Genomic DNA, 15,703 nt, shown 5'->3' on the forward strand with positions numbered 1-15,703 from the left:
TTTATAATTCCATACTTCTAGAATAACGCGATATAACGTCATGATGAAACTGCCTGTGGCCGTCATCGGTGCCGGCCCTGTCGGCCTTGCCGCTGCGGCCAACCTCATCGCGCGCGGCCTTGCCGTGAAGGTCTACGAAGCCGGAGCTGCGGCTGGCGCGAGCGTCAGCGATTGGGGTCATGTCCGGCTCTTCTCGCCGTGGGCCTACAATGTCGATCCGGCTGCGCGTTCGCTGCTGGAGAAGGCAGGATGGCGGGAGCCTGGCGCAACGGTCTATCCGACGGGCGCCGACCTCGTCGGCGAATACCTTGCTCCGCTTTCGCAGACGCCTGAGCTGGCGCCGGTCATCGAATATGGAGCGCGCGTCAAGGGCATCGGGCGGCGCGGCGTCGATAAGGTGGTCAGCCGTGACCGTGAGCTGCGCCCCTTCCAGCTGACGATCGTCGACGCCGAAGGGCGCGTCCGCCGCGAGCTCGCGAGGGCGGTGATCGACGCCTCGGGGACCTGGACGTCACCAAACCCGCTCGGAGCAGGTGGCGTCGCTGCTGAAGGCGAGGAGACCTTTGCCGATCGGATCGCCTACAGCATCCCGGATGTGTTCGGCCGCGACCGGGCACGCTATGCCGGGCGCACCACGGTCGTCGTCGGCGCCGGGCATTCCGCCGCAAACGTCCTGCTCGACCTGACCGCGCTCGCGGCCACCGACCCCGCCACCAAGGCGATCTGGCTGACCCGCAGCAACAACCTGTCCCGTGTCTATGGCGGCGGCGCCAATGATCAGCTCGCCGCGCGAGGCGACCTGGGGCAAAGGCTGCGGCAGTTCGTCGAAGGGGGCAGCATCGAGCTCGCCACCACTTTCGCAGTCACCACGGTGCGCGAGGCGAGCGGCCAACTCGTTCTCGATGGCGAGACGCCTGATGGCCTTCGCACGGTTGGGTCCGTCGACCAGATCGTGGTGTGTACGGGGCAGCGTCCCGATCTGGCATTGACCCGTGAATTGCGCATCGAGCTCGATCCGTGGCTGGAGAGCGCAAAGGCGCTCGGGCCGATGATCGACCCAAACCTGCACTCCTGCGGTTCGGTGCCCCCGCACGGGCATCGCGAGCTGTCCCACCCGGAGCCGGGCTTCTACACCGTGGGGATCAAAAGCTATGGCCGTGCGCCGACGTTCCTGATGCTGACCGGCTATGAGCAGGTCCGGTCGGTCGTTGCCGCGATCGCCGGTGACATGGCGGCGGCCGACGATGTCCAGCTCGTTCTGCCGGAAACGGGCGTATGCGCGGCTGCGCCTGAAAGCACCGGCGGTTGCTGCGGAGGTCCGGCGCCGAGCGGTGCGGACGCCTGCTGCGTCGACGACGCTTCCGCCAAAACGCAGGGCAAGGCGGGTTGCGGCTGTGACAGCTCATCGAAGATCGGCGAGGCCGCTCAAACGCAATAACGACACTTGCCGATTCCGAAACGAGCCCGGTCCCTGCTGCAAGGATCGGGCTCATCCTCGCTCTGGGCGTTACCCAGGTTCTTTGCGCTACGGCAGGATCAGGAGGCCGGCCCTTCCGCTACGACATCGTCGAACAGCGGCCGAAGCTCTCCTTCAGCAAGTTGCGGCCCATCATCAAGGCGCTCAGGCTGATAGCGGCTGCCAGCATCACGTACCAGGCCGGCGCGAGGGCGCTTCCCGTCTGGACGATCAGCCAGGTGGTGATGAAAGGCGCGAATCCGCCAAAAACGGTGACAGCGAGATTGTAGGCGATGGACACGCCCGTCGAGCGCATGGCGGGCGGGTAGAGTTCGGCCTCGTCGGAGAAGAACACCACTTGCTCGTGATCGGCGAAGGACTCATGGGAGAAGACGGTCATGACTTGAGGGCTCCGGAGGGGCGGGAGGCGAAAGGCCGGACGCTGGTCGCCGCGAGGCCGAAGCCGCACAGGATCAGCGCGGCGCCGACGAAGTGGAACGGACGCACGGGCTCGCCCAGCAGCAGGAAGGCGAGCACGGCGGTGAACAGGGCGACGAGGTGGAAGGAGGCCCCGGTGACGCTCGGCCCCAGCGTTGCGACGCAGCGGTTCCAGATGACGAAGGCCAGCAGCGAGGCGAAGACGCCGATATAGAGCACGGCGGCGAGCGGGCCGGGCGCGGTCGGGATCGTCGCGCCCCGCGCCAGTTCCCAGATCCAGAACGGCAGCAGCACGAAAAGCCCCGCCACCATCGTCGCCGCCAGGAAGACGAGCGGATCGAGATCGGCGGCGCGGCGGCGCAGCAGCACCGAGTACACAGCGTAATTGGCGACCGCGACCAGAACTAGCGGCTCGCCGCCGCTGATGCCCAGCCGCGACAGGGTCGACGGCTCGCCGCGCGCGACGATCCACGCCACACCCGCGAAGGAGATGGCGACGCCGGCGAGCGTGCGAGCCGAGACGCGCTCGACCCCGAGCGCGAAAGCCGCCAGCGGCACCATCAGCGGCAGGGTCGAGTTGAGGAAGGCGACGCTGGCAGCGGGGGCGCTCTGCAAGGCGAGATAGCCGAGCGCATTGTAGCCGGCGATGCCGAAGGCGCCGCAGGCCAGGACAAGCCAGCGGGCGCGAAAGAGCGCTTGCCGTTGCGCACTGAGCGCGCCGAGCACGAAGGGCGCCAGGCAAGCGAGCGCGACGAGCCAGCGCCCGACCGCGAGCGAGACCGGCGGGAACGAGCCTGCGAGCGCCCGTCCGAGCAGGAGGTCGCCGGCCCAGAACAGGGGCGGCAGGGGAAGCAGCAGCAGCGGCTGGCCCCAGAGGCGCCTGAGGATCGACATCGCCGGCCTCACGGAGTGCCTGCGAGGGCAATCCGCAGGCGCCGGTTGTGGCGGCCCTTGTTGTCGATCTTCAGGATGCGGATCGGCGGCGAACCGCCGGTCGTGGCGAGATGGGTGCCGCCGCAGGCCTGACGGTCGAGCCCGACGATCTCGACGATGCGCACCTGCCCATCCGCGGTCGGCGGCGGGGCGACCGAGCGCGAGCGGATCAACCCCGGTTCAGCGAAGGCCGCGGCCTCGGGGAGATAGTCCTGCCGGACGGCGAGGTCTTGCCGGATGAGCGCGTTGACCGGCTCCTCAATCGCGCGCAGGCGGTCGTTGTCGGCATCCGGCAGGTCGAAATCGATGCGCGCCGTGCCATCCTCATTCATCTGGACGCCGGTGACGAGCGCGCCGTCGAAACCCTGGAAGACCACCGCGTTGACGATGTGCAGATCCGTGTGGAGCGCACGCATCAGCTTGCGAAAAGCCGGGTCGACCCGGGCTTCCACGGGGCCGGCCGGCAGTTCGACGGGGTCGGCGAGCAGGTGCCGAAACCGGCCTCCCTCGTTCTCGAAGCCGGCGACGGCCACCTCGCCGCCGGCCCAGGCCAGCGCGCCGCGATCGGGTAATTGCCCGCCGCCGCCCGGATAGAACGGGCTTTCCGCGAGAACCGCCCAGCCCGGCCCCGCCTCGACGATCTCAGTCGCGAGTGTTGGGACCTCCGGATTGTCGAGGCAGAAATAGCGGGACATGCGTCTCATCCTTTCCGCAGTGCCGACAGGGCATCTGCTCGGGGACGAGATTGGCGCGCCGAACCGCGCGGCTATTGGCGAAAATTGAGAAAGCGGATCAGCCGGCGGTCGCGCGCACCCATTGCAGCGGCGTGATGCCGTAGCTGCGCTTGAAATGCCGCGTCAGCGCGCTCTGGTCATAGAAGCCGGCGTCAAGGGCCGCGGCGGCGATGCTCGTGCCGCGGCCGAGCGCGGCGATCGCGGCCCTCAGGCGCAGTTGTGTCAGATAGGCGTGCGGCGTCAGGCCCGTGGTGCGCTTGAACACCGCGATCAACTGGAACGGAGTGAGGCCGACCGAGGCGCCGAGCTCCTCCAGGGTGAGCTCCTCCATGTGACGTTCGCGCATGACATCGCGGACATGGGTGACCTTGCTGGCATCGCGCGCCGGCAGCGAAAGACTGGGCTCGCCTGCGGCGTGGCGCCGGATCAGGGTTCCGAAACTGCGCAGCAGCAACTCGCGCTCCTCGAAAGGATCGTTGCCGTCGTCGAGAACGCGGTGCAATCCGAGGAAGGCCTCGATCAGATCGGCGTCGTGAAAGGTGTTGCGGCAGAAATAGGCCGTCGCGTCGAGCCCGAGCGCGGCATTGAGCGTCTCGATCGCGGATGGTGTCAGATAGAGCCCGCGATAGAGCCAGCGTTCGCTCCAGCCCATCCGTCCGGAATGAGGCTCGTCAGGATTGAACACGAGCAGCGTCGACGTTCGGGCCTCGTCGCTCCGTCCCCGGCTCTTGAACTCGGCGCCGCCGACCTCTGTCACCGCAACGACGAAGGCCTCGTGGCTGTGGGGCGCGTAGTCGTGGCTGGTGAAGTCGGCGACGAGACAACTCAGGCCCGGAACCCGAGGGTCGCGCCAGTAGCGGGACGAATTGCGCAGGTCCGTACGGGCCAAGATCCGATCCGGTCGTCAGGAGAGCCTCGATCGCGCAACGATCGTGCCGAGATCGCAACGCTGGAGGATTACCAAGGGCACGATGGGCAGCTTCAGGCGCGGGGCGATGAACGCGCCGGCATGTCGCTCTGGCAGTGGCAGCGAGACCATCGAGAGTGCCCCATGCCGTCGCGGCCGAACGCGCTTCGTTCCCGATTCCATCTTGCGCGACATTTCACATTTGCAGCGTCGGCGCCTCGATCGACTGTCCGATGTCAGGGGTTGATCATCGTGGCAGCGTCCTTTCGATCCGTGCGAACCGGCGTCTGCTAATAGACATCGGCCTGGTAGCGCCCCAGCTTCCGCAGGGACGCGACATAGGCGACGGCTTCGTCACTCGAGCGCCCGCCATGCTCGGCGACGATATCCACCAGGGCGCGCTCGACATCCTTGGCCATGCGCTTGGCATCGCCGCAGACATAGAAATGCGCGCCCTGTTCCAACCAGGCGAAGAGTTCCGCCCCGCGCTCGCGCATGCGATCCTGGACGTAGATCTTGTCGGTGCCGTCGCGCGACCAGGCAAGGGTGAGGTTGGTCAGCACTCCCTCCTGCTTCATTGCGTTGAGCTCCTCCTCGTAGAAGAAATCGCTGGCGCGGCGCTGATGGCCGAAGAACAGCCAATTCCTGCCAGAGGCTTTCGTCGCCTTGCGGTCATGCAGGAAGGCGCGGAACGGCGCGACGCCGGTGCCCGGGCCGCACATGATGACCGGCGTCTCGGGGCTGGCCGGCAGGCCGAAGCCATGCGCCCGCTGGACATAGACCGGCACCTTGTCGCCGGGACGCACGCGCTCGCCCAGGAAGGTGGACGCCACGCCCCAGCGCGGGCGGGTGCCGATCTTGTAGCGCACCGTGTCCACCGTCAGCGAGATGCGGCCGGGCGTCGCGACATGCGAGGATGAGATCGAATAGAGCCGCGGCTGCAGGAGATCGAGCGCCTCGACGAAGGCTTCCGCAGAGAGCCTGGCTTGCGAGAATTTGTGCAGCGTGCCGAGCACGTCGAGGCGGTCGAGATCGCCATCGGGATCCTCGCCGGCCGCGAGGCGCTTGGCCTTGGTGCGGGTCTCTCCGCCGGTGACATAGGAGATCAGCTGGAACAGCGCGTCGGGCGCGGGGCCGAGAGCACGGTCGGCGATCAGGATGTCGCGCAGGCTCTTGCCGTCGATGATCGCGTCTGGCCGGGCGCCGAGCAGCGCGATGACCGCATCCGCCAGACGCGGATCGTTCTGCGCGACGATGCCAAAGGCGTCGCCGACGATGTAGTCGAGCCCGCATTCGGTGAGATCGAACTCGACATGCCAGGTCTCCTTCTCGGAACCCTCGCCATTGAGCTTGCGGCGCGACAGGAAGGTGGCGAAGGCCGGGTTCTCGCGGCAGCGGCCGAGCGGGCCAAGCGGCGCCGCCGGAGCATCCTCGGCCGGAGCGGCGGCAGGCGCGGAACCCGCCTCCTCCGTCAGCGTCTTCAGCATCCGCAGCGTGTCCTTGCCGCCGGGCGCGCAGAGGTTCAGCCGCCGCTCCTTGCCGTCTGCGATCGCAGCCGAATAGGTCTCGCAGACATAGCCACACTGGCCGCAATCCTGCTGCGCCATCGCGGCAAAGAGCTTGCGTGGGAATGGCTTGCCCTCGGCCAGCTTCATGCGCTCGGCCATCTCCATCGACGGATCGTGCCAGGGCGCGCCGTCATCGGCCTCGCCCATCACGGCGGCATTCTCGGCCGGCGACAGCGCGGTGACGCCGGCATTGTCGAGCGAGAGCAGGCCGGCGAAGAAGCCATTCAGCCAGGAGCGCTGTTCCTCGCTGAAGGGCGCGGTCTCCGGCAGGACCTGGACGATCGGATTGGCAGTCTGGACGGTCATGCCGCTTCTCCCGTCTGCGCGACCAGCGCCTGTAGCGCCTCGATCTCGTGGCGGCGGGCGAAGGCGACGAAGCTCTCGTCGGGCGCGGCACGATGCGTCTGCCAGGCACGCAGGATCGACTCGACCAGCGCCGGCGCGTCTTCCGCCTTCACATCGGTGCGGAATTCGCGGCCGATGCCGCCCTCGACGCCGAAGCCGCCACCGACGAAGACGTGATAGCCCGGCACCGTGTCGCCCTCGTCGCTGACCGGCACCTTGGCGCCGATCAGCCCGAGATCGCCGATGTAATGCTGGGCGCAGGAGTTGTGGCAGCCGGTCAGGTGGATGTTGACGGGCGTATCCAGCGTGATCCGCGGCTCGCAATGGGCGGCGATCGCCAGCGCATCCTCCTTGGTGTGGGCACCGGCGAATTTGCACCCCGTGGCGCCGGTGCAGGCAATCAGCCCGGCACGCAGGATCGAGGTCTCCGCCGAGAGGCCGATCGCCTGGAGATTGGCGATGACGTCCTCGACCTTGCTGTCCGGCACGCCCGAGATCAGCAGGTTCTGCCAGACGGTGAGGCGGATATCGCCATCGCCGCAGGCTTGCGAGATCGAGGCGATGACACGCATCTGCTGGACGGTGAGCTTGCCGACCGGCAGCGCCACGCCGATCCAGTTGCGGCCGCCTTGCGCCTGCGCATGCACGCCGATATGGCCGAGCCGATCATAGACCGGGCGCGGCTTGACGAAGGCCGTATCGAGCCGGACCAGCTTGCGGCCGAGCTTCTCCTCGACCGCCTTCAGGAAGGTCTCGAAGCCCCAGGCGTCGAGCACATATTTCAGACGTGACTTGTTGCGGTCGGTGCGGTTGCCGTTGGCGATGAAGACGCGGACGATCGCGTCCGAGACCGCGATCGCGTCGGACGGGGCGACGATGACGCCGGTATCGCGGGCGAGGTCCTTGTGGCCGGTGATGCCGCCGAGCGCGAGGCGATACCAGATGCCGGGCTCGACCGGCTGGCCCTCGAAGACGGCGCCCTCGCCGACCTCGATCGCCTGGAAGCCGATGTCGTTGGTGTCTTCCAGCGTCGCGATCGAGCCGGCGCCGTCGAAGGCGACGTTGAACTTGCGCGGCAGCCCGTAGAGCGAGCGGTCGTTCAGGATGTGGTGGTGCCAGGCGCGGGCATGCGGCCGGGTATCCAGCAGTTCGAGCGGGTCGATGCCGGCCGTGGCCGAGCCCGTGACGTTGCGGATGTTGTCGGCGCCGGAGCCCTTGGCGGTCAGCCCGAGATCGGCGAGGCCTTCCAGGAGCGCAGCCGCGTTCTCGGCCGGGATCTCGCGCACCTGCAGATTGGCGCGGGTGGTGACATGGGAGTACCGGCCGCAAAGCGTCTCGGCGAGATCGGCGACGCCCGCAAACTGCCAGGCCTTGAGGATGCCGTTGGGGATGCGCAGGCGGCACATATAGCTGTTCTGCGCCGGGGCGACATAGAACAGGCCGTGATAGCGCCAGCGGAAATTGTCCTCAGGCTTCGGATAGATGCCGGCATTCGCCTGGTCCTTGAAGCGAGCATAGGCATCAAAGGGATGCTCGGCCGCCTTCCACTTCTCCTGATCGACGAGCTTCCCGCCGGCCGCGACGGTCTTTGCCTGCGCTTCCTGATGCTCCTTATCCGGCCCCGAGGGCGCGGCCTTGCCGCCCGCGCCGGGCGTACCGCCGAGCGGCCCCAGCCCGCGCGCCGTGCGGGCCGACTGCATGCCGCTCGTGAAACCTTCGAGATAGCGCTTCTGGTCGGGGGTGAAATCGTCACTCATCATTGTGCTCCGGCTGATGGATCAGGCCGTTGTGTTCTGGCTGGCAGCCGCGATCATCGCGCCGGACAGGGTGCCGTAAGCATTCGTCCAGGCGTCCCTGACGGCAGGGGTGAAGCCCTCGCCGAGCCCCTGCTCCAGCGTCCAGAGCAGCGCCGCGCCGACCGGCGCGTAATGGGCCGCGGTCACGCCATAGCCGTTGTGCTTGACCGCCAGCGCATTCACCGCCGGCATCAGGGCGGGCAGGTCGTCGAGCCCCTTCACCACGACGGCGAGCGTGCCCATGAGCTTGCGGCCCTGCTCCTTCATGTCGCTCGCCTGGAACAGCGGGCGGACTTCGGGCGCGATCTCGAACAGGCGGCCGTAGAACAAGGCGGCGGCCTGTTCGGCAATGGGGGCGACCTTGGAGAAGCTCGCCCTGATCTCGGAAACCTGGTCGGGGGTCATGATTGGCTCCCTCAGGCGGCTTCGACGAAGCGGTGGCGCTCGTAGAGGAACCTCAGCACCGCCTCGCGAGCGGCGATGTAGGTGCGGTCGGAGACAAGCTCGAGGCGCTTGCGTGGCCGGGCGAGGCGCACGTCGAGCACCTCGCCGATGCGGGCGGAGGGGCCGTTGGTCATCATCACGATCCGGTCGGAGAGCAGCACGGCCTCGTCGACGTCATGGGTGATCATGATCATCGTGTTTCCCAGCGCGGCATGGATCTGCATCACCGAATCCTGCAGATGCGCGCGGGTCAGCGCGTCCAGCGCGCCGAAGGGCTCGTCGAGGAGTAGGATCTTCGGCTCCATGGAAAGGCCGCGTGCGATGCCGACGCGCTGCTTCATGCCGCCGGAGATTTCGCCCGGCCGCTTGTCCTTCGCATGCGCCATCTGGACGAGGTCGAGATTGTGCATGATCCAGTCATGCCGCTCGGCCCGGTTCTTCACGCCGCCGAAGACCTTGTTCACGGCGAGTGCGATGTTGTCGTAGACGGTGAGCCAGGGCAGCAGCGAATGGTTCTGGAAGACCACGGCGCGGTCCGGCCCCGGCGAATTGACCTCCTTGCCTTCCAGCAGGATGCCGCCGGTGCTCGCGGGGGTGAGCCCCGCGATGATGTTCAGCAAGGTCGACTTGCCGCAGCCGGAATGGCCGATGATCGAGACGAACTCGCCCTTGTCGATGACGAGGCTGATGTCCTTCAGGACCTCCGTCGTGGCGGTGCCGCGCTGGAAGCGTTTGTCGACATGGTCGATCTTGAGATAGCTCATCGTTTCGCCCTCAATTCGTCGCGGTGCCGCGGGTGACGACATGGCCGACGAGAGCGACGAGGCGGTCGAGCAGGAAGCCGACCACGCCGATATAGACGAGGGCCACGATGATGTCGGACAGGCGCGAGGAGTTCCACGCGTCCCAGATGAAGAAGCCGATTCCGACGCCGCCGGTCAGCATTTCGGCGGCGACGATGGCGAGCCAGGACAGGCCGGCGCCGATCCTCAGGCCCGTGAAGATGTAGGGCGCGGCCGAGGGCACCATGATCTTGTAGAAGAACTCGATCTGGTTCAGCCGCAGCACCTTGGCGACGTTCCGGTAGTCCTGCGGGATGTTGCGGATGCCGACTGCCGTGTTGATGATCACCGGCCAGATCGCGGTGATGAAGATCACGAAGATCGCCGAGGGCTGGCTGTCGCGGAAGGCGGCCAGCGAGAGCGGCAGCCAGGCGAGCGGCGGCACGGTGCGCAGCACCTGGAAGACCGGATCGAGGCCACGCATCGCCCAGACGGATTGCCCGACCAGCGTGCCGAGTAGCACGCCGACCACGGCCGCCAGGCTGAAGCCGATGGCGACACGCTGCAGCGAGACGAGGATGCGCCAGCCCAGCCCGATATCCTGCGAGCCCGCCCAGTAGAACGGCTCGGTGATCAGGTCCTTCGCCTCCTCCCAGATCTTCGTCGGCGGCGGCAGCGAGGATTGCGGCCCATGCGCGGCGAGCTGCCAGAACAGCAGGATCAGCGCGACCGTGATCAGCGGCGGCAGCAGGTTGACGAGGGCGCTTTTCCCCCAAGGAAGGAGCTTCGCCGCGAAGGGCTGCGGGCGCCCGGCCGGCAAGGCCACCACGTCCGGCGTCTTCCCCGGGAGCGCGACCACCGTCGCGCCCGCGATCGTGCTTTTCAAGGCAGGCTGAGCCATGTTCCAGTCTCTCCTCTGACCGAGCTGTTCCGTCGCGTGCGTCATGCCGCTTCGCTCGCGCGTGCCTGCGCGCCGATGCGGCGGATTTCGGGAAGGCAGGACCCGCAATTGGTCCCCGCTTTGAGCTGAATTCCGATCTCTTCGGCCGTCGCGGCGCCGGCCTCGAAGGCGGCGCGGATCGCGTGCAGGCCGACGCCGAAGCAGGCACAGACGGTCGGTCCGGGGTCAGACCCGCCGGGGCGGCGCCCGGAGAGCAGGGCGAACCGGCTCTCCACGGTCGCCGTCGGATCGGCGAAGGCGGCCTTGACCGTGTCCCAGAGCGGTGCGCGGCCCGTGGGCGCAAGGAAAAGCGCGGCCGCGAGCCGGCCCTCGCGCAGCACGGCGCAGCGATAGCTGCCGCCGTCACGGTCGATCAGCTCGGTCAGCCCCTCGGCGCCGAAACGGTCGCGTATGAGCGCCATCATCGTGTCGATGGCGGCGTCGGTGGCGAAAAGCCGGCCTTCGCCGCCTTGCACGGCAAGCCGTGCCCACCAGCTTTCGGTCGGCAGGGCAAAGGGCTCGCGCGAGAGGACGAAGCCCTCGGAGCGATAGGTGACCGGCGCCATGGAAACCGGGGTCGCCTTCATCTCGGGCTGGCCGGAGAAGGGATCGCAGAGCGGCTGCGTCAATGCCCCGATCCGGGCGTTGGAGGCTGTTTCCCCCGACCAATGGATCGGCGCGAAAAGTGATCCCTGGGCGATGCCCTTGTCCGCGACCACCTTGAGCACTGCGTTGCCCTGCACTCCGGCGATGCGCGCGAAACCGCCCTCATTCAACCCGAAGCGGGCGATGTCGGCCGGATGGACCGAGACGGAGGGCTCGGCGATATGGGCACTGAGCCGGGGGCTCAGGCCAGTGCGGGTCATCGTGTGCCAGTGGTCGCGGACGCGGCCGGTGTTGAGCAGCAGCGGGAAGGCCTCGCTCGTTGCGGAGGCGAGCTTCGGTACCGCGAGCCTGCGCATCTGCGCGCGGCGGGCGGGGCCGAAGAAGCCTCCCTCCGCGAAGAGCCTTGCCGTGCCTTTGGGTCGATGCGCCGGCACGGGCCATTGCACGGGCTGGAGCGCATCGTAATCCGCGTGATCGAGGCCGGCATGGGCGCCGATATCGAAGTCGCGCGTGCCGTCGTTTTCGAAGGCCGAAAGCGCCGCGTGCTCGGCATAGATTTCGTGAGTTCCCGCGTAAGTGAACGCCTCGCCGAAGCCGAGCCGTTTCGCGACCTCGCAGACGATCCACCAATCCGGCTTCACCTCGCCGGGCAGCGGCAGGAAGGCGCGCTGACGGGAGATCCGGCGTTCGGAATTGGTGACGGTGCCGTCCTTCTCGCCCCAGGCCGCCGCGGGCAGGATGTAGTGCGGCTTGGCCGACAGCGTGTCGTTCGAGAGCACGTTCTCGGAGACGATGAAGAGGTCGAGTCCGGCAAGCGCGGCGCGCACCTTGTCGGCCTGCGGCAGGGAGACGGCGGGGTTCGTCGCCATCACCCACATCGCGCGGATGCGGCCCTCGGTGACGGCATCCAGCATCTGGACCGCTTTCAGCCCCTCGCGGCGGGCCATGTTCGGCGCCCTCCAGAAGCGGCGGATGCGGTCGATCTCCTCGGGCGCGTAGCCCATATGGGCGGCCAGCATGTTCGCGAGCCCGCCGACCTCGCGCCCGCCCATCGCATTGGGCTGACCGGTCAGCGAGAAGGGGCCGCAGCCGGGGCGGCCGATCCGGCCGGTGGCGAGATGGCAGTGCAGGATTGCCGCGACTTTGTCGGTGCCCTGTGCCGACTGGTTGACGCCCTGGCTCCAGGCGGTGACGACATGCGGCGTGCTGGCCCAGAGGTCGTAGAAAGCTGCGATCCGCTCCTCGGGCAGGCCGGTGGCGGCGGAAACGGCGGCGATGTCGGGCGCGATTTCTTGCGCATTGGCTAGCGCCTCGTCGAAGCCCGCGACATGACGCGTGACATAAGTGCGGTCGATGAGGCCGCGATCGGCGAGATGGACGAGGAGCCCCGCGAAGAGCGCGGCGTCGGAGCCGGGCTTCAGCGCCAGCACCATGTCGGAGTCATCAGCCGTGGCGGTGACGCGCGGATCGAGCACGACGAGGCGTGCGCCGCGCTCGCGACGATTGTCCTGCATCCGCCGGAACAGGATCGGATGGCACCAGGCGGTGTTGGAGCCCACGAGGACGATCAGGTCGGCGCTGTCGAAATCCTCATAGGCGCCGGGCACCGTGTCCGAGCCGAAGACCCGGCGCTGCGCGGCGACGGTCGAGGACATGCACAGGCGCGAATTGGTGTCGACATGGGGCGAGCCGATGAAGCCCTTCATCAGCTTGTTGGCGACGTAATAGTCCTCGGTCAGGAGCTGGCCGGAGAGATAGAAGGCGATCGCCTCGGGGCCATGCGAGGCGGTGATGGTCCGAAGACCAGCGGCGACCGCGTCGAGCGCCTCGTCCCAACCGACCCGATCGTACTCCCCGGCGGCGTTGCGTTTCAGCGGATGCAGCACCCGGCTGCCGAGCCCGAGCGTCTCGCCGAGGGCCGAGCCCTTGGAGCAGAGCCGCCCCTTATTGGCCGGATGATCCGTGTCTCCCGCGATGGCTGCGCCCCCCAGCCCGTCCGGGGTTGCCAACACGCCGCAGCCGACCCCGCAATAGGGGCAGGTCGTGCGTACGGCGCTTGGGAAGAGGGGAGCGTTGTGGCGCATCAGGCGGCTTCCCCGATGCAGTAGCCTTCTCCGAAGGGCAGTTCGGCGCGGATCGCGCTGATGTCCTGCCCCGAGCGGATCAGGCCGAGATAGAACAGCGCGCCCTGCGTATCGCCGACGAGCACGCAGCCGGCGAGCCTGCCATCGCGCAGCACGAACTTGCGATAGACCCCGGCAGCGGGATCGCGCAGCACCACCGTCTCGGTGCCCACGCCACCCTCGAACTCGCCGGCGGAGAAGACGCCGACGCCGGACACCTTGAGATTGGTCGAGAGCAGCGAACCCCGATAGGCGCCCTCGCGGCCGGCAAGCCGCAAGGCGAGCGCCCGCGCCTGCTCATAGGCCGGCTCGACCAGCCCGTAGGCGAGGCCGCGATGCTCCGCGCATTCACCGATGGCGAAGATGGCGGGGTCGTCGGTGGCGAGCCCGTCATCGACGAGGATGCCGCGATTGGTGCCGAGACCGGCAGCGCGGGCGAGCCCGGTATTCGGACGCACGCCGATGGCGATGACGACGAGATCGGCGGCGATCGTCGTGCCGTCAGCCAGCTCGACCGCCTCGACATGGCCGTTGCCGGCAAAGCCCTTCGTCTCCGCCCTCAGGCGCACATCGATGCCCCGCGCCGCCATCGCGGCGGCGAGCAGCCCGGCGCCCTCATGGTCGAGCTGGCGTTCCATCAGCCGATCGACGAGGTGCAGCAGCGTGACCTCGCCCCCGGCCTGCGCCAGGCCATAGGCGGCTTCGAGCCCGAGCAGTCCGCCGCCGATGACGACGATGCGCGCGCCGCTTTCGGCATGGGCCCGCATCGTCCCGACATCGGCGGTGTCGCGAAAGGTGACGACGCCTTCGAGATCGCCCCCCGGGAACGGCGGTCGCAACGGCGTCGAGCCGATTGCGAGCACGAGCTTGCCATAGGGTAGCGTCGGGCCGCCCCGAAGCGAGACCGTCCGCGCCGCGCGATCGATCGCCTCGACTGGCCGGCCGTAGAAGGTCGACACCCCCCGCGCGCGCCACCACGCGGCCGGTTTCAGCTCGATGTCCGGCTCGCCGATCTCGCCCGCCAGCAGCGGCGAGAGCAGGACCCGGTTATAGGCAAGCCGCGGCTCGTCCCCGATCACCGCGACGGAATAGCGGCCGAGCGCGCGCTGGCTGAGCTCGTCGACCAGCCGCGTCGCGGCCATGCCGTTGCCGACGATGATCAGGGGCTCGGCCATGGTCTCAGGCCACCCGCTTGATCTTGAGTGCCTTGAGGTAGTCGAGCGGTGCGGCGGGATCGAATGTCACGCCGTCGAAGAAGGTCTCCACGCCGCGGGAGTCTGCGGTCGGCGCGCCGGCGACGCCGAGCGTCTTCGCGGCCTCCCGCCAGAGATCGGCGCGGTTGGTCTTGTCGACCAGCGCCTTGATGTCGATCGTCGGCTCGAACTTGCCCCAGCGGATGTTCTCGGTGACGAACCAGGTGTCGAGGCTCTTCCAGGGATAGGATGTCGAGCCGCCTTCGCCCCAGAACTTCATGTAGAGATTGGTGCCCTTCGCCTCGCGGCCGTTGCCGTAGTTGATGTCGCCGAGCAGGCGCTTGTTGATGTCGCCGGTGGGGACGTTGAACCACTGGCGCCGGCCGACGATCTCGGCGAGCTCCTGGCGGTTCTCCATCTTGTCGGCCCACATCTGGGCCTCCATCACGGCCATCAGGATCGCCTGCGTGGCCCTGGGGTTGGCATCGACGAAGTCGGCGCGCATGCCGAGGATCTTCTCGGGATGGCGGGCCCAGAGCTCGCCGGTGGTCAGCGCGGTGTAGCCGATGTTCTGGTTGACGAGCTGTTCGTTCCAAGGCTCGCCGACGCAGAAGCAATCCATGGTGCCGACCTTCATGTTCGCCACCATCTGCGGCGGCGGCACGGTGATGACCTTGATGTCGGTGTCGGGGTCGATGCCGCCGGCGGCGAGCCAGTAGCGGATCCAGAGGTCGTGGGTACCGCCCGGGAAGGTCATCGCGGCGGTGAGTTCCTTGCCGGCCGCCTTCTTGCGTTCGAAAGCCTGCTTCAGCGGCGAGGAATCCTTCTGGACGTTGAGGTCCTTGTATTCGTTGGAGACCGAGATCGCCTGCCCGTCTTCGTTGAGGTTCAGCAGCGTGTACATCGGCAGGGGCTGGCCGTTCTGCATCACCTTGCCGGTCGCGTAGAGATGCGTCTTCGGCCGCAGGATGTGGCCGCCGTCGATGCCGTTGTTCTTGAAGCCGAGCGCCATGTTGTCGCGCGTCGCGCCCCAGGAGGCCTGCTTGGAGATGTCCATGTCGGGCAGGCCGTACTTAGCGAAGAGGCCCTTCTCCTTCGCGATGATCAGCGGCGAGGCGTCGGTGAGGGCGATGTAGCCGAGGCGCGTTCCCTTGACCTCGGGACCGGCTCCTTGCGCGAAGGCGCCGGAGGGCAGGGCGGCCTTCGCCGCCGCGAGCAGCCCGGCCGTGCCGGACAGCTGCAGGAAACGGCGGCGGCTCGGGCGGGCCTGCTTCGCGGCGGCCTGGCTGATGCCGGTATCGGTGGTGTTCGTCATCGGTCGCCTCTCGGTTGCTGGAAAGCCACTCGTTCCGCACCGGCCCGAACGCGAAAAACGCCGCGCGAAAGACGCCTTGGCAGGCGCATTCCGACAGCGACGTTGCTGTATCTTCCGGATCAG

General features: G+C 67.9%; 13 protein-coding genes. 1 reads left to right on the forward strand and 12 read right to left on the reverse strand.

The features are described from left to right. Positions 1–40 precede the first annotated feature (40 nt). On the forward strand, positions 41–1,438 hold the full coding sequence (locus NWE53_RS25405; RefSeq protein ID WP_265052071.1) for an FAD-dependent oxidoreductase: 1,398 nt from the start codon (positions 41–43) through the stop codon (positions 1,436–1,438). A 118-nt stretch (positions 1,439–1,556) separates the two neighbouring features. Here the strand turns inward: NWE53_RS25405 and NWE53_RS25410 are convergent, their stop codons facing one another. The 12 genes from NWE53_RS25410 to NWE53_RS25465 all read right to left on the reverse strand — a co-directional run bounded on the left by NWE53_RS25410 (position 1,557) and on the right by NWE53_RS25465 (position 15,580). Further along, positions 1,557–1,856, reverse strand: a complete 300-nt coding sequence (locus NWE53_RS25410; RefSeq protein WP_265052072.1) for a hypothetical protein — start codon at positions 1,854–1,856, stop codon at positions 1,557–1,559. Then, positions 1,853–2,788, reverse strand: coding sequence for a DMT family transporter (locus tag NWE53_RS25415; RefSeq protein ID WP_265052073.1), 936 nt, complete (start codon positions 2,786–2,788; stop codon positions 1,853–1,855). Before NWE53_RS25415 ends, NWE53_RS25410 begins: the two co-directional genes overlap by 4 nt. A gap of 8 nt (positions 2,789–2,796) precedes the next feature. Next, positions 2,797–3,522 carry an alanyl-tRNA editing protein gene (locus tag NWE53_RS25420; RefSeq protein WP_265052074.1) on the reverse strand — a complete coding sequence of 242 codons (726 nt, stop codon included), beginning with the start codon at positions 3,520–3,522 and terminating at the stop codon, positions 2,797–2,799. Positions 3,523–3,619: 97 nt separating this feature from the next. Continuing rightward, positions 3,620–4,450 carry an AraC family transcriptional regulator gene (locus NWE53_RS25425; RefSeq protein WP_265052075.1) on the reverse strand — a complete coding sequence of 277 codons (831 nt, stop codon included), beginning with the start codon at positions 4,448–4,450 and terminating at the stop codon, positions 3,620–3,622. Between the two features lie 308 nt (positions 4,451–4,758). Then, the gene (locus tag NWE53_RS25430) at positions 4,759–6,342 is read right to left on the reverse strand and encodes a sulfite reductase subunit alpha (protein WP_265052076.1); all 1,584 of its coding nucleotides are present in this window, start codon (positions 6,340–6,342) and stop codon (positions 4,759–4,761) included. Continuing rightward, positions 6,339–8,138, reverse strand: a complete 1,800-nt coding sequence (locus NWE53_RS25435; RefSeq protein WP_265052077.1) for a NirA family protein — start codon at positions 8,136–8,138, stop codon at positions 6,339–6,341. Before NWE53_RS25435 ends, NWE53_RS25430 begins: the two co-directional genes overlap by 4 nt. Positions 8,139–8,159: 21 nt before the next feature. After that, complete coding sequence (locus NWE53_RS25440) at positions 8,160–8,582, reverse strand: globin family protein (RefSeq protein WP_265052078.1); 423 nt, start codon at positions 8,580–8,582, stop codon at positions 8,160–8,162. An 11-nt stretch (positions 8,583–8,593) separates the two neighbouring features. Beyond that, positions 8,594–9,385: an ABC transporter ATP-binding protein gene (locus NWE53_RS25445; RefSeq protein ID WP_265052079.1), complete on the reverse strand. Its 792-nt coding sequence runs from the start codon at positions 9,383–9,385 to the stop codon at positions 8,594–8,596. A 10-nt stretch (positions 9,386–9,395) separates the two neighbouring features. After that, positions 9,396–10,304, reverse strand: a complete 909-nt coding sequence (ntrB, locus tag NWE53_RS25450; protein ID WP_265052080.1) for a nitrate ABC transporter permease — start codon at positions 10,302–10,304, stop codon at positions 9,396–9,398. A 41-nt stretch (positions 10,305–10,345) separates the two neighbouring features. After that, entirely contained in the window at positions 10,346–13,033 is a 2,688-nt protein-coding gene (locus tag NWE53_RS25455; RefSeq protein ID WP_265052081.1) for a nitrate reductase, read from the reverse strand. Continuing rightward, entirely contained in the window at positions 13,033–14,247 is a 1,215-nt protein-coding gene (locus NWE53_RS25460) for an NAD(P)/FAD-dependent oxidoreductase (RefSeq protein WP_265052082.1), read from the reverse strand. The genes NWE53_RS25455 and NWE53_RS25460 overlap by 1 nt, the downstream gene beginning before the upstream one ends. Before the next feature lie 4 nt (positions 14,248–14,251). Next, positions 14,252–15,580: a CmpA/NrtA family ABC transporter substrate-binding protein gene (locus NWE53_RS25465; RefSeq protein ID WP_265052083.1), complete on the reverse strand. Its 1,329-nt coding sequence runs from the start codon at positions 15,578–15,580 to the stop codon at positions 14,252–14,254. Positions 15,581–15,703: the final 123 nt, after the last annotated feature.

This window comes from Bosea sp. NBC_00550 (assembly GCF_026020075.1).
GTDB lineage: Bacteria > Pseudomonadota > Alphaproteobacteria > Rhizobiales > Beijerinckiaceae > Allobosea.